The 14,338-nt window shown below is 60.1% G+C and carries 16 protein-coding genes; 5 read left to right on the top strand and 11 right to left on the bottom strand.

The window, feature by feature from the left end:
• Positions 1-32: 32 nt before the first annotated feature.
• Positions 33-938: an alpha/beta hydrolase gene (locus tag CKA38_RS13605; protein WP_108826029.1), complete on the bottom strand. Its 906-nt coding sequence runs from the start codon at positions 936-938 to the stop codon at positions 33-35.
• Positions 939-962: 24 nt separating this feature from the next.
• Positions 963-1,496: a DUF5069 domain-containing protein gene (locus tag CKA38_RS13610; protein WP_108826031.1), complete on the bottom strand. Its 534-nt coding sequence runs from the start codon at positions 1,494-1,496 to the stop codon at positions 963-965.
• 149 nt (positions 1,497-1,645) lie between these two features.
• On the opposite strand from CKA38_RS13610, the gene CKA38_RS13615 reads away from it, so the two are divergent.
• Positions 1,646-2,824, top strand: a complete 1,179-nt coding sequence (locus CKA38_RS13615) for a Y-family DNA polymerase (protein WP_108826597.1) — start codon at positions 1,646-1,648, stop codon at positions 2,822-2,824.
• Positions 2,825-2,865: 41 nt separating this feature from the next.
• Here CKA38_RS13615 and CKA38_RS13620 read toward each other — a convergent pair whose 3' ends face one another.
• From CKA38_RS13620 to CKA38_RS13645, 6 genes are all read right to left on the bottom strand, one after another.
• On the bottom strand, positions 2,866-3,540 hold the full coding sequence (locus CKA38_RS13620) for an exopolysaccharide biosynthesis protein (protein WP_108826033.1): 675 nt from the start codon (positions 3,538-3,540) through the stop codon (positions 2,866-2,868).
• 102 nt (positions 3,541-3,642) lie between these two features.
• Entirely contained in the window at positions 3,643-4,458 is an 816-nt protein-coding gene (gene kdsA / locus CKA38_RS13625) for a 3-deoxy-8-phosphooctulonate synthase (protein WP_108826035.1), read from the bottom strand.
• Between the two features lie 134 nt (positions 4,459-4,592).
• A complete protein-coding gene (gene cysK, locus CKA38_RS13630; protein ID WP_108826037.1) occupies positions 4,593-5,576 on the bottom strand; it encodes a cysteine synthase A in 984 nt (327 codons plus the stop codon).
• A 142-nt stretch (positions 5,577-5,718) separates the two neighbouring features.
• The gene (locus CKA38_RS13635; RefSeq protein WP_108826039.1) at positions 5,719-7,218 is read right to left on the bottom strand and encodes an OprO/OprP family phosphate-selective porin; all 1,500 of its coding nucleotides are present in this window, start codon (positions 7,216-7,218) and stop codon (positions 5,719-5,721) included.
• Between the two features lie 44 nt (positions 7,219-7,262).
• Complete coding sequence (locus CKA38_RS13640; protein WP_108826040.1) at positions 7,263-8,045, bottom strand: MBL fold metallo-hydrolase; 783 nt, start codon at positions 8,043-8,045, stop codon at positions 7,263-7,265.
• 67 nt (positions 8,046-8,112) lie between these two features.
• Complete coding sequence (locus tag CKA38_RS13645) at positions 8,113-8,646, bottom strand: dihydrofolate reductase family protein (RefSeq protein WP_152032878.1); 534 nt, start codon at positions 8,644-8,646, stop codon at positions 8,113-8,115.
• 128 nt (positions 8,647-8,774) lie between these two features.
• On the opposite strand from CKA38_RS13645, the gene CKA38_RS13650 reads away from it, so the two are divergent.
• From CKA38_RS13650 to CKA38_RS13660, 3 genes are all read left to right on the top strand, one after another.
• Entirely contained in the window at positions 8,775-9,425 is a 651-nt protein-coding gene (locus CKA38_RS13650) for a LysM peptidoglycan-binding domain-containing protein (RefSeq protein WP_236919048.1), read from the top strand.
• Between the two features lie 30 nt (positions 9,426-9,455).
• Positions 9,456-10,406, top strand: a complete 951-nt coding sequence (locus CKA38_RS13655) for a ParB/RepB/Spo0J family partition protein (protein WP_108826044.1) — start codon at positions 9,456-9,458, stop codon at positions 10,404-10,406.
• A 119-nt stretch (positions 10,407-10,525) separates the two neighbouring features.
• Positions 10,526-12,418, top strand: coding sequence for a SulP family inorganic anion transporter (locus CKA38_RS13660; protein WP_108826046.1), 1,893 nt, complete (start codon positions 10,526-10,528; stop codon positions 12,416-12,418).
• A gap of 7 nt (positions 12,419-12,425) precedes the next feature.
• Here CKA38_RS13660 and CKA38_RS13665 read toward each other — a convergent pair whose 3' ends face one another.
• From CKA38_RS13665 to CKA38_RS13675, 3 genes are all read right to left on the bottom strand, one after another.
• Positions 12,426-12,971, bottom strand: coding sequence for a rhodanese-like domain-containing protein (locus CKA38_RS13665; RefSeq protein ID WP_108826048.1), 546 nt, complete (start codon positions 12,969-12,971; stop codon positions 12,426-12,428).
• Positions 12,972-13,071: 100 nt separating this feature from the next.
• Positions 13,072-13,386 (bottom strand): branched-chain amino acid transporter permease, encoded by a 315-nt coding sequence (locus CKA38_RS13670; protein WP_108826599.1) that lies wholly within the window; start codon positions 13,384-13,386, stop codon positions 13,072-13,074.
• Positions 13,387-13,388: 2 nt separating this feature from the next.
• Complete coding sequence (locus CKA38_RS13675; protein ID WP_161554917.1) at positions 13,389-14,066, bottom strand: AzlC family ABC transporter permease; 678 nt, start codon at positions 14,064-14,066, stop codon at positions 13,389-13,391.
• A 15-nt stretch (positions 14,067-14,081) separates the two neighbouring features.
• Between CKA38_RS13675 and CKA38_RS15810 the strand changes: the two genes are divergently transcribed.
• Positions 14,082-14,315, top strand: a complete 234-nt coding sequence (locus CKA38_RS15810) for a hypothetical protein (protein WP_161554918.1) — start codon at positions 14,082-14,084, stop codon at positions 14,313-14,315.
• The last annotated feature ends 23 nt before the right edge of the window (positions 14,316-14,338 follow it).

Raw genomic sequence — 14,338 nt, forward strand, 5'->3', positions numbered from 1 at the left:
CTTGCGCCGCCCCGCGCGAACGCAACATGTCCTCACTTGCCGGCTGCCACCAAGTGCGTCGAAAGAAACGCGGCGATCTCGTTCATGAGTTCCTCATTGAAAAATCCGCGCAATCCATGCCCCGCGTCCTGAACCCGCCGCAATACCGTTGGAACGCCGGCCGACTTCAAGGCGTCGTTGAGGCGTTCGCTTTGCGAAATGGGCACGCGTGTGTCCTTCGTGCCATGGCAGATCAAAAAGGACGCGGCTCCCTTGCCCGCATGCGTGACGGGGCTCGCGGCAACCGCCACATCCCGTTTTTCCGCCAGGCTGCCTCCGAGCAGTTTCACGCGGGTCTCGTAAGCAGGCTCCCACATTTCCTTCGCGGTGAAATCCGCGGGGCCATAAAAATCCACCACTGCTTGAACACGACTGGAGGTTTTCAGGTTTTCGCCAACGTCAAATTTCCGAACATCTCCGGTCACTCCGAGCAGAGCTGCGAGGTGCCCGCCCGCCGAGCTTCCCCACGCGGCAAAGCGATTGGGATCGAGATTATATTCCCCGGCACGGGAGCGCAGCCAGCGCACCGCCGCCTTGCAGTCCTCGATTTGGGTGGGAAAAGGCGCGGCCGAGGTGTAACGATAATTGATGCTGGCGATTGCGTATCCCCGTTTCGCGAAATCCATCCGCAGGGGAAAGCATGATGTCTTGCTCCCCTTTTCCCAGCCGCCGCCGTGAATCCAAATGATCAGGGGAAACGGTTTTTTCGCGCCGGCATTTTTCGGAACATAGAGATCGAGTGTCTGGCGTTTGCCGCCCCCGGTCACGTAAGGCATGTCTCGATAAGCGGTGACATCGGGCGGTGTCGCGCCGGCCTTTTGCGCGGACAAACCGGCGGGGGCGCATATTCCCGCGATCAATGCCGCGGCGATTACAGGGACGGCTCGTTTCGATTTCATGGGGATCGGGGTAACGCCGATGGTTTACGCGCCCGTGTTACCGCGCGCCGCGACCCAGTCGATGATCATCCTGTCGTTGTCGCCCGCGCGCCAGACGAGGCTCAGGAATTCCTGCGGCAAAATATCGTGCTGCATGAAAAACCGGCGGTCGCCGCCGCAGCAATACATGAGCGACGACGGCAGTTCGCCGCGCAGCTTCGCGCGCGCTTTCGGCATCAGGCGCGGCAGCCATTCGATTCCGTCGACGGCGTCGGTTTTCGCGGGCATCGAGTCCATGTCGAGCACGACCGTCGACCGCTTGCCGCCCTGCGCGTTCAGGAAATAGTCGCGCCGCACGAGTTCGATGCCGAGCGCGATGTCGTAACCGGGCTGCCCGTCGTAGTTGTTATGATCCTCCGCGTAGTCATACATGTTTTGCGCCGTGATTCCGTTGGCGGAAAGAAACGCAAGCTCGTCGCCGGAAAAAAACGCATCCGTTCCGCGCCGGCCCTCCGCGTAGAGCGAAACCGCCTTGTCGTAAATCGCGCGAAATTGTTTGGAGAAGTCGTAGTGTTTCATGGGAGTCTGGATAAATTGTTTTCCGAAAAATAAAAGACAAACCAAACGATGCCTCCCTTGTTTTGGATTTTGCCACGGGCGCCGGGTTTGTCAGCCGGCCCGAGACTGAGGTGTTGCGGATTTTCGATTCGCGTTTTCAGATTTTGAAAATGCCGCCGCTCCCCACAATCGTCCACCTCGATGCCGATGCGTTTTTCGTGTCGGTCGAGCAGGCGCTTGACCCGTCGCTCAAGGGGAAAAAAGTCGCGGTCGGCGGGCGCGAGCGCGGCATCATTTCATCGGCGAGCTACGAGGCGCGGGCATGCGGCGTTTACACGCCGATGCCAACGGCGCGCGCGCTGAAGGTCTGCCCCGATTTGATTCTTGTGCGCGGCTGCGGCAGATACGGCGAGTTCTCGCGGCGGCTTTTTGACTTGTGCGAGGAACTCACGCCGCTGGTCGAGCGCCGCTCAATCGACGAGGGTTACATTGACCTGACTCCGTGCGGTTTCAAAACGCGGGAGGCCGTCGTCGCGGCGGTGTGCAGATTGCAAAAAAAAATCACCGACACGATTGATGTGTCGGTGTCGTTCGGCCTGGCGACAAACAAACTAGTCTCGGCCCTTGCGAGCAAACTTTACAAACCGCGCGGTTTCATCGTCGTGGCCCCGGGCGACGAGGCGGCGTTTGTCGCGCCGCTCGCCATCGGCAAGCTGCCGGGCATCGGCCCGAAGACGGAAAAGGCGCTCAAGGAGCAGGGCATCGCGCGTGTATCCGACGTGCTGGCCCTGCCGGAGAGACGGTTGCAGGCGATCTTCGGCGACGGATGGCGCGACATGCTCGCGACGTGCCGCGGCGAGGACGACAGTCCGGTCGTCACGGAATTCGAGGACGCGAAATCCTACTCCCAGCAAGAAACCTTCGCGCGCGACATCGGAGATTTTGCCGAGATCGAACGTGTCGCCAAGGGAATGATCGACGCGCTCATGCGCGAGATTCGCGCCGACGGCAAACGCGTGCGCACAATCACCGTGAAGGTGCGCTATCCGAATTTCGAGCAGGCCTCGGCGGGCCACTCGCTGCCGCAATCGACCAACCTGGAGCAACCGGTTTACCCGTGGGTCGCGCCGCTGTTGAAACAGGCGTGGCAGAAACGCCGCGCGCCCTTGCGCCTGGTGAGCGTGAAGCTGTCCGGCGTGGACAACGGCCCCGAGCAGATGGATTTGTTCGGGGCGCAAACCGACGAAAAACGCCAGCGCCTCGCCGGAGTCGTCGACGCGCTCAACGCCGCCACGCGCCGCCACGGCACACCGGCCGTGATGCACGGCAGCCAGCTGAAAAAACCGTGACCGCGGGCTTCGCGACGCCGCTTCCGCGCGGTGCGCCCTCATCAAAACAGCCCTGTAACCCAATCCCACAATTGGTTCATCACAACGGCCATCGTCGCGCCGAGAAACACAAGATAAAACACGCCCGCCACGAGCACCGCGTGCCCCAGCATCACAAACACGCCGTCGCGCCCGATGAGCCCGCTCGCCACAAACATGATCGCCCACGCCGGAAATGTGTTCGAAAACGGCACTGGCAGCGGCAGCAGCAAATACACCCCCGCGAGCAACAACCCGAACACATGAAGGCGCTCGCGCGCCGGCGTGGCGAGGATCACCGCGGCGCGCCCCGGATGCAGCCAGCGCTCGATGCCCTTTGATATTCGCGCCGAAAAACGCACGAGCTTGTCGTGCACCGACGGCGAAAAACGGGCGTTGAGAATTTTTTCCGAGAACCGCGGCTCGCGCCCGCGCAAAAGCGAAATCGCGACCACCACAATCGCGAACCCAAATGGCGCCGATACGGGAATCGGATTGGGAACGGTGAAAAGCAGTGCGAGCAAAATGATGAGCAGCAGCGGCGCATGCGCGCCAAGCACGCCGACCATGTCTCGAAACAACATCGGCTTGCCCGCAAACACATTGTGCAGATAGGCCAGTTGCTCGGACAACTTGGCGTCCTTCGGAAACGGCGGATGCCGCGCAGCCTGCGGTTGTTCTGCGGATGCCTCGCTCATGCCGTGGTCAACGAATGCGCGCCAAAAAAAAACGCGCGTCCGCCCCGGCGGACTGATAATCGCCGGTTCGTTTGCGCGCGCGCATCTGTGGGTTCCGTGTTTTCACGCGTTGCCGCGCGCGGCACGCCAGATTGCAAGGCAGCTGTCGAGCAAGGCCGCCAGTTCGCCCAGCGGCACCATGTTGGGACCATCGCTGATCGCCTCGTCGGGATTCGGATGCGTTTCGAGGAACAGTCCGTCCGCGCCGGCGGCGAGCGCCGCGAGCGCAAGCGGCCGCACAAACTCGCGTTGTCCCCCGCTTTTGCCCCCGCCCGCGCCGGGCAGCTGCACGCTGTGCGTGGCGTCAAAAATCGCGGGCAGCCCGTTGGCCTTCATAATCGCAAATGAGCGCATGTCCACGACGAGGTTTTGATAGCCGAATGTCGTGCCGCGCTCCGTTTGCCAGATTTCGCGCCCAGGATGTTGCGCGTTTTTTTCGCCGCGCAGCTTTGCGACCACATGCGCCATTTCCTGCGGCGAAAGAAACTGCCCCTTCTTCACATTCACCACGCGTCCCGTTTCGGCGGCGGCGGCGAGCAAGTCGGTCTGGCGGCAGAGAAACGCCGGTATCTGCAACACGTCGCACACCTCCGCCACGGGCCGCGCCTGTTCGCGCTCGTGGATGTCGGTGAGCACGGGAAACCCGTATTCGCGTTTGATGAGCGCGAGCAAACGCAACCCCTCGTCCATGCCGGTGCCTCGCGGACCGGAAATCGATGTGCGGTTGGCTTTGTCGAACGACCCCTTGAACACGATTCGCAAATCGGGCCGTGCCTTTTGCATGCGGGTCAATTCCTCCGCGACCGCGCGGCAAATACCCTCGCTCTCAAGCGAGCACGGTCCGGCAATGAGCAATAATTTTTCAGGATCAAAAATCATGACCACAAACCTCGGAGCAACTTGGGAAAAAATGCAAGAGCCGAGCCGCGGCAGGCGGGTGGATGCGCCGTTTTGAGCGTTAGAGCCAATTCGCCAACCGCCCCACCCTTCGCACCACTTCGCGGAAAAGCGCGCTACCAGCCGGCGCGCAGCAAGTCGTCAATATTGTCCGACTCGGCGCTGATGTCCGTGAAAAGCCATGTTGAAAGGTAACGCTCGCTGCACGAGGGCACGATCACGACGATCAGCTTGCCTTTGTTTTCAGGGCGTTTAGCGACTTCCAGCGCCGCCCAAATCGCCGCTCCCGAGGAAATGCCCACGGGGATGCCATCGGTGGTGTTCACCTCCTTCGAGATGGGCGCGGAATCGGTGTCCTTCACGCGAATGATTTCATCGTAAACTTTTGTGTTGAGCACGGCGGGCACAAACCCCGCGCCCAAACCTTGCAGCTTGTGCGGCCCGGGCCGGCCTCCCGACAAAACAGGCGACGCATCCGGCTCGACCGCGATTATCTTCACGCCGGGTTTGCGCGACTTGAGCGTCTCGCCGATGCCGGTGATCGTGCCGCCGGTGCCGATGCCCGCCACGACAATATCGACCTCGCCATCCGTGTCGCGCCAGATTTCCGCCGCGGTCGTTTTGCGATGAATCTCGGGATTCGAGGGATTGGAAAATTGCTGGAGAATCACACTGTTTGGAATCTTCGACGCGAGCTCCTCGGCCTTTGCAATCGCGCCCTTCATTCCCTTCGGCCCCTCGGTGAGCACCACGCGCGCGCCAAGCACTTTCAAGAGCTTGCGGCGCTCGATCGACATCGTCTCGGGCATCGTGAGAATGAGCTTCAGTCCCTTGGCGGCGGCGACAAACGCGAGCGCAATGCCGGTGTTGCCCGAGGTCGGCTCGATGAGCACACTGTTCTTGTTGATGCGCCCGCTCTTGAGCGCGTCGTCGATCATCGCAAACCCGATGCGGTCCTTGACGCTGGCAAGCGGATTAAAAAATTCGAGCTTGAGCACGATGTCCGCAAGCGCGCCATGCGCCGCCGCAGTCCGGTTAAGGCGGACGAGCGGAGTGTTTCCAATGGTCTCGGTGATATCGTTGTATATTTTTTTTGCCATGAGTATGTTTTCCAGAGCAGCCGCCGGCGCGGAAGATTTTATAAAAAGGACGCAACGTCCAAATGTTTATAAAAAGTAAATTTCAAAATTGATTATTATTTATATAAATGAATACTATTAATCAAACGGGACCACCATACACTCAAAACGTGATCTGCGCGCGTGTCAGGATCACTTTCTCCCCTTTTTTAAGAACGGTGCCGGTGGGCGCGGCGAGGCCGCTGTCCTTGGGATCGGTTTGATTGTAGTCGACCGAAAACCGCACGGCCCTTGTCAGATACCAGTTAAGCCCCACGCCCCACGACGCCGCCTCCGTGGCGCTTTCCGCGGGGTTGGCGAGAATCGGAAAAACATCGTTGTCGACGTCGATGTGATCATAGCGAGCAACCAGCTCGAACGCTCCCCATGTGCCGCGCTCCACGCTGAACGGACGCGCGGGAGTGACGCCGTCGTAGCTGGCATTTTCCCCCGTGAGCACCCAGCCCGACGTGACCTGCCAGGCCTTGTTTGTGATTCGCATGGCGTCCTGCCCGGCGTTGGGACGAACGTGCGTCGTGGATGTTACATACTCGGCGAGGAGCCCGAACGGGCCGTAATAATAATACGCCTGCGGCGAAATACGCCAGATTTCGCCGGTGTGCGTTGGAAGCGATGTGTCGTAATTGCCCGCCCCGTTGTCCGACGCATACGTGAAAAGCGTCTGCTGCCCGCTGGTGCGGTATCCGGCGGTGAGGCCCTGCCTGGTATTCTGCCGCCCGTGGCTGCCTGCGATGCCGATGCCGAGCCCCGCAAGCGGCGAGTCTTTTAACGATTTAAATGGATGCGCAAAAATCCGCGCGTAGACATCCTTGTCGTCATCGGAATCAGTGTTGTCCTGATTGCTGCGCCCGTCGCCCACGCCATTAAAAACGCCCACTTGATAGTCAAGCGCGCCGCCAAAAAAACTGCCGCCGAGCTGCACGCCGATGTCACGGCTCGGCGCGATCTGCGCGATAAACGACGGCTCGGTAAGCGCCGCCCATGCGTCGGACTGCAACCGCGCGAGACCGAAAGGCGCCTTAAACTTGCCGATCTTCAGTTGCGCCGAGGGCGCAAAATCAATCGCCACGTTCGCATCCATCAAAGTGAAACTGCTGCCGCCGTATTCGGGGACGAATTGGAACCGGAAAATATTGGAAAATTGCCCCTCGAGCATGACGCGCGCGCGCCGCAGCACAAAGCTGTCGCGCCCCTTCGCGCCGCCGTCGCCATACCAGCGCGAATCGGCCTGCATGAGCCCGCGCAAACGCAGGCGGTTGGAATCGTCCGCCGATGCCAGCGTGAATCCCTTGTCGTCCACAATGACCTTCGCCTTTGCCGTGGACTCGGCGGAGGGTTGTGCGGGAGCTGCTTGCGAAGCCGCGGCCGGTTGCGCGGCGACTTGTTGCGTTACCGCAGTCTCCCCCTTGCGCAATGCCTGCTCGCGCTCGAGCACCTGCAACTTCTGATCGAGCGCGTTGATCATCGCCCGCAGTTGTTTGATTTCCTCGTCGCGCGAATCCGCGAACGCTTGCGAAGGCCCAAAAACGGCAACTGCAAAAAATGCGAGCACCAACGCGCACGACATGCCAAAAATCGATTGTTTTCTGAGGGAGGTAATCATTTGTGATAAAACGAATTTTAGTTTGGTGGAGAATAATAACGATGTCACAACACCACTCGCAAGCCATCGTGCGCGGGAGCGACGTTTTTCGGCAACTGCGATATCAGCTCCTCGTGACCGACCAGATGCGTAAGGTGCGTCAAATAGGTTTGCGGCGCGCCGATTTGCCGCGCCACGGCGACGGCCTCGGCGGTCGTCATGTGCGAGGGATGCGGGCACGGACGCAACCCGTCCAGCACCACCACGTCGGCGCCTCGCGCCAGTTCAATTGCCGCCGGCGGCACCTCCTTGCAATCCGTGTAATAAACAAACTTTCGTCCGCTGCTGCGCTCCGTGAAAACCAGGCCGAGCGTGTTCAGCGCGCCATGGGGCAACGGCACGCTTTCGATCACGCCTTGCGGCAATTCCATTTTCGCGGGCATTTCCCTTAAATCGAAGGCGGCGTAACCAACGGCGGCGGGACGGTCGCCAATCGCATAGGGGAAAATGCTGCGTATCCGCGCCATCCCGTCCTCGCGCGTCGTGTAAACCGGCAGCGCCGTGCCGCCGCGCAAATCGCAAAACCGCCGCAAATCATCCATGCCGGCGATGTGGTCGGCGTGGCCGTGCGTAAGGATGAAAAAATCCATCCGGTTGATGTTTTCCCGCAGGCACTGCACGCGAAATTCCGGCGACGCGTCCACCTGCACATGCAGCCCGTCCATGACCACATGAATGCTCGAGCGCGCGCGCCGGTCGCGCGGATCATCCGACGTGCAAACCTTGCAATCGCACGCGATCATCGGAACCCCCTGCGAGGTGCCTGTGCCTAGAAAAATGACTTCCATGCGTTCAACGCAGTTCGCCAACCCGAAAACAGTCAAGCCTCCGCACGGCGCCCCGCCCCAAAAAGAATCACGTCACTTTATATTTCAGCAACAGCGTGTCGGACGAAAGCCGTTCACAATCCAGCAAGGCCAGCTTCACATCAACCGCCTGCGTTGTCAGTGGCACGCCCGCGCCAAAAATCCGCGGCTCCACGGTCAACCAAACTTCATCGACCACGCCCGCGGCCAGAAACGCGCCGTAGATTTGTCCGCCGCCGAGCAGCGCGCATCGCTTTTTCCCCCGCGCCTTCAGTCCCGCGATAATTTTTTCCGGCGACTCGCGGGAAAACTCCAGCACGCCGGAAACGCTCCCCCACGGGTCTGTCGCGCCCGATCGCCGGGTCATTATTATTTGCAGGCGGCCGTCGTCCTTGCGCCCGCGTATTGCCTTTTCGGACACACGAAAGGTCTCCCCGCCCATCACGCTGCAGTCAAACCCGCGCAGCACCTCGCGGAAATACTGCCGGTCCGCCGCCGAGGCAAACGTCGCCCCTTTCACATCATGAAAAGTGATGCGCCCGTCCAGCGATTGCGCCGCGATTAAAATGACCCTCAAAGACATGCCCGCAACGCTGCCAACCCGCGCGCTTTTGCACAAGCGCGCGTTTTCGCGCCCCGCTTTTATCGCCAAAAACACTTTTACCTCCCCTCTTGTTTTCCACCGCGTTTTTTCCCAACATGTGCGCAATCATGTTTCAACCGACCAAATTCATCCGCGCCGGCCTCCTGCTCGCGTCCATCATTTTTGCGGTCAATTTCGCGCCCGCGCAAAGCCTCAACGTCGAAGTCGCCAACATGCGCCAGGAGCTCATCCGCCTCCGCGAGCAGGTCGGCGAACTCCAGCTCGAGGTCGAGTCGCTCCGGCGCGAAGTCAGCGAAACGCGCGCCTCGGCCGCAGCCGGAAAGCAAAGCTACGCCACCGTCAACCAGCTCCACGACGCCATCGCCGAGATCAACCGCCTCATCAAGGACTCCGGCGTCGCGACCAAGGCAGACACACTCCGCACCGTCAGCACGCAAATGGACAAGCTCGTCAAGCAAACCAACGACGCGCTCAACACCATGGCCAAAAACATCAACAGCGGACGGCGCACCGGCAACAACGCACCCGCCACCGTGCCCACGTTCTCCGACAACTATCCGAAGGACGGCATCAGCTACACCGTCCAGCCCGGCGACAACCTGAGCGTCATCGCAAGAAAAACCGGCGCCAAGACCAGCGACATCATCAACGCAAACCGCATCGCCGATCCCACCAAACTCATGCCCGGCCAGAAACTTTTTATTCCCGGCGCCAAGGAACCCGCCCCGGCCTCCCCCGTCGCCCCCGCGGTCAACTAAAACATATTTCGCAACCCAATTCATTTTAACATGGCTCCCAAAAAAAATCGTTTAGGCCGCGGACTCGGCATCGGCGGACTCATCGCCAAGGCCGCCCCGAAAAATCCGCCCGCTGCAACCGCGCCGGCAAAAACCGCCGCGCCGGCATCCACGGCGCCCGCCGCGCAACACCAAGGCATTCCCGGGTTCATCGAAATCGCCGTCACCAGCGTCGTCCCCAGTCCCACGCAAGCCCGCCAGGACATCACGCCAAACGAATTGCAGGAACTCGCCGACAGCATCCGCGCCGAGGGGCTTCTCCAGCCAATCGTCGTGCGCAAGCAAGGCGACAAATACCAGCTCATCGCCGGCGAGCGCCGCTGGCGCGCGTTCCAGATTCTCAAGCTCAAGACCATCCCCGCGCGCCTCACCACCGCGAGCGACACCTCCGCCGCCGTCCTCGGCCTCATCGAGAATCTCCAGCGCGAGGGCCTCAACCCGATCGACGAGGCGCAAGGTTACGCCAGCCTCATTCGCGACTTCAAACTCACCGCCGAAATCGTGGCCGACCGCGTCGGCAAAAAACGGCCCACCATCGCAAACGCGCTCCGGCTCCTCCAGCTCGACGCCGAGCTGCAGGGCTATGTCGCCACCAACCGCCTCAGCGTCGGACACGCCAAGGTGCTGCTCGGTGTTGACGATGCCGCGCAACGCGCCTTGCTCGCCCGCCGCGTCATCGCGGAGGCGCTCAATGTCCGCGACACCGAGCTGCTCGTTCAAAAACACAAGCACGCCGCAGCGGCAACCGGCAAGGGCGCGGCCAAAAACAAAACCGCGCCCGCCGACGCCGCCACCGTCGCGACCATCGAGCGAAAACTCACCTCGCATTTCGGCTCGCGCGTCGCCGTCCACCACACCGCCAAAAAGGGAAAAATCGTGATCGAATACGCCGGCAACGGCGACCTCCAGCGCATCCTCGAAAAACTCGGCGTGGAAGCCTGAAAAAATTAGAAAGTAGAGATTAGGAATTAGAAAACCAAACACCGGCGAACCCAAACGACACTGTGGCGCGAAAGCGCCCCGCTTCCTAATTTCTAACTCCTACTTTCTACTTTTTCACCATGCCTGACGCGCCCGACACACTTCTCGAAGCCACGCAGGCATACGGTGCCAAGGTGTTCAAACTGCGCATGCCCTTTGTCGGCGAGCTGCGCAAGTATTCGCTCGACAAGTTCAAGCACGACCTGATCGCGGGCGCCACGCTCACACTTGTTTCGATTCCGCAGGCAATCGGTTTCGCGCTCATACTCGGGCTGCCGCCCGGCCCCGTCATCACCTCTGTTGTTATCGGCGGTTTCATTGGCTCGCTTTTTTTCACGTCGCGTTACCACGTTTTCGGCCCCACGAGTTCGATCAGCCTTATCACCGCGGCGACCATCACGACCGTTATCGCCGCGAATCCGGGACTGGAACTTTCCGCCATCCAGCTCGCCGTGCTAATGGCGTTCATGATCGGTGTGATTCAGTTTCTTGCGGGACTGTTTCAATTTGGCGAGGTCACTCGATTCATTTCGCTCGCCGTCGTCGTCGCCTATGGCACCGGCATCGGCCTGCTCCTCATGTCGAGCCAGCTGCATCATCTCTTCGGACTTCCCTCGGCGCGGGGCGGCACCTTCGGCGCCAATATTTGGGGCGTGGTCAAGGGCATTGCCCAGGGGCATGCGTCATGGATTCCGCTCGTTATAGGACTCGCCACATGGCTCGTCTTTGAAATCTTGAGCCGCTTGAAACCCAAATGGCCCGAGGCGCTTTTCGGCCTCGTGATAATGGGCTTCGCCGGATGGATATGCTCGCGCGCCATGGGCACCGTGCCCTTTGCCCTCATCAGCGGCGAGGGCGCGCTCGCCGCGCAACTCCCCGCCTTTGCCGGACTGCATATTTCCGCCGCGGAGGTTTCCGTCATGCCATCGCTCTTCGGCACCTGCGTCGCCATCGCGATCCTCGGCATGCTCGAGGCCACGTCGATCACCAAGAACCTCGCGGCCAAAAGCGGCCAGTCCGTCGAGCCGCGACAGGAACTCGCCGGCATGGGCGCGGCCAACATCGCCTGCGCGCTCTTTAGCGGAGTGCCGGGCTCGTCGTCGTTCGCCCGGTCCGCAACCAACTACCAGAGCGGCGCGGCCACGCAGTTGGCCTCCATGTTCAGCAGCGTCATCGTGATCGTCATCGTGCTCTTCATCACGCCCGCGTTCGGTTACATCCCCGTCGCCGCGCTCGCCGCGCACCTCATTCGTGTCGGCCTCAAAATGATCAACCCCTCGCAAATCCGCATTGCGTTTCGCTCCACCCGCGCCGACGCGATCGTGTTCGCGCTCACGCTCCTTTCCTGCCTCTTCCTCCAACTCGACACGGCGATCTACATCGGCATCGGCGTTTCGCTCGCGCTCTTCCTTCGCAAGGCCAGCGCCCCCTCGCTCGTCGAATACACCTTCACCGAGGAGGGCGCGCTCACCCAGCTCGAGGAGGGCGAAAAACGTCGCAACGACGCCATCTCCATCGTGCACGTCGAGGGCGAGCTCTTCTTCGGCGCCGCCGATCTCTTTCAGGAGCAAGTGCGCCTCATGGCCGCCGACAGCAACATCCGCGTCGTCATCTTGCGCATGAAAAACGCGCGCCACCTCGACGCCACCTCGGTCATGTCGCTCCTCCAGCTCCACGAGTATCTGCAAAAAACGCACCGCCACCTCATCGTCAGCGGCATCAATCCCGACGTGGAGGACGTCCTGGTTTCAAGCGGCGCGATCAAGGAAATCGGACGTGAAAACGTCTTCCCCGCCGAGGCCAACCTCACCGCCAGCACCAAGAAGGCGCTTCTGCGCGCCTCGCACCTCCTGCAAACCGACTCCCCCGACCTGCGCCTTTTCTACGACAAACGCCGCGAGCAACTCAAGGCGGCCAGCACGCCCGGCAACCCCGCAAACGGCCCTTCCCCGACAAGCGATTATTCGATTTGAAATCGCATCAGCGATTGTTCCACGGCATTCGAGCGAGCAGGATGCCCATCCCGCATGTGTCGGTGATTCCCGCAAAAATCAGCCCCGCGCCAACAAACACTGGCAGCGCAATCCACGCCGGATGGACAAAATACCCAAGCGCCGCGCCGATGAACACCAGCGCGCCCGCGGCAATCCGCACCTGCCGCTCCAGCGAAATCGCCTTGCGCCCGCGAACGAGCGGCAGTCCGGCCGACTCCCAAGCCGCAACGCCTCCGTCGAGAACGCAGGTTGCCGCGAATCCGTTCGCCGCCAGTTTTTCAGCCGCCTTCCGCGCCCGTCCTCCCGAGCGACAAATCAACACGCACGTATCCTTGCCCTCGGCAAGTCTCGCGATGATTTCGGCATCCAGCGAGGAAAGCGGACTCAGGATTGAGCCCTCGATATGCGCCTGATCAAATTCGGCGGGCGTGCGCACATCGAGGAGAAGCGATGTTGTCAGTTGGACGTCATTCGGCGCGACGGCCCGCGAGCCGGATGCGCTTGACGCCGAATTGGCGAAAAAAGCTTTCATGGGCCGCAGGGTGAAACTTGGTTGCGATATGTTCAATCAAACCGATGCAAACAAATTATAAAAAAACTCAATACTTTCACCAAATAACGAAGTTTCGAAATCACATCACCCGTATCAAAATCATATACAACGCGGTGCCGGTGAATATGCTGATGAGCGGATTGCGTTTCCAGAAATGCAGCGCGGCGGTCACGACCACACCCACGACCACTGGGATCGCGCGCGCGATGTCATGCCACTCGACATCCTTCAGGCAATACGCGACGAGAATCACCATTGTCATCGGCGGAATGTAGCGCTGCAGATACGCGATTCCGGGAGAGGGCGGCCGGTTTCGGAAAAATAGAAACGGCACAAGTCGTGTGAAAAGCGTCACCCCGGCGGCCACACAGGTCGCAATAATGACTTGGGTCATGTTCAGCATGGCTCAACCCGCTTTCTGAAAATCATGATGCCCGCAACCGCCAGCACGAACGCGAGGATGAGCATGTGCCGCGGCCCGGCGATGAGGATCGCAGCTACCGCGCACACGGCGGCGATTAGAAACGGCAGTTTGTTGGCGCAATGTTTCCATTGCTCGACGAGCAATACCGTGAACAACGAGGTAAGCGCAAAATCGACGCCCTCAAAATCAAACGGAATCGCCGCGCCGATGAAATAACCCGCCAGCCCGCCGAGAATCCAATAGAGCTGGTCGAGGAGCGTGATGTAGAAATACGTCTTCGGCCGGTCGAGCGACGCGGGCACGTTGACGGTGCTGAGCAATCCGAACGTTTCGTCCGTGAGCCCGAAAATCAAGTAGGGCGTGTAGGGTTTGGTGCCCTTGAATTTTTCAAGCAGCGAAAACCCGTAAACCATGTGGCGCGAATTGATGAGAAACATGGCGATGGCGATATCGAGATAGCCGGCGCCGGCGGCGAACATGCCGGCGATGGCATATTGCGCCGCGCCCGCGTAGATCAACACGCTTGTGAGCAGCACCACATACCACGGATATCCGCAATTGTGCACAATCAACCCGAACGCGCAGCCAATCGTGGAATAGCCGAGCAGGATCGGAATGGTGGTTTTTGCGGCAAAGGATTTTTCGGACATTGAGTGAAAACATCCATGTCCTCCAAATCGCGGCGAAAATTCAAACATCAAAATTATTCCGCATCAAAACTCGGAACCGCGAAGCCGCATGCCGCGATTTTCGATTCTTCAAATATTGCCCGGCGTGTTTGCCATGATGCGTGTGAAAATTTACACATTTTTTCGGTTTGTTACATTCTGCGAATGAAGATTACCGCCGGAGTGAAAACTCCGCTTGTTTTCTTCAAACAAAAAAGCAACTTTTCATGACTCTTCCCGTCTAGCCGCTATTC

It is taken from the genome of Ereboglobus luteus, from assembly GCF_003096195.1.
Taxonomy (GTDB): Bacteria; Verrucomicrobiota; Verrucomicrobiia; order Opitutales; family Opitutaceae; genus Ereboglobus; species Ereboglobus luteus.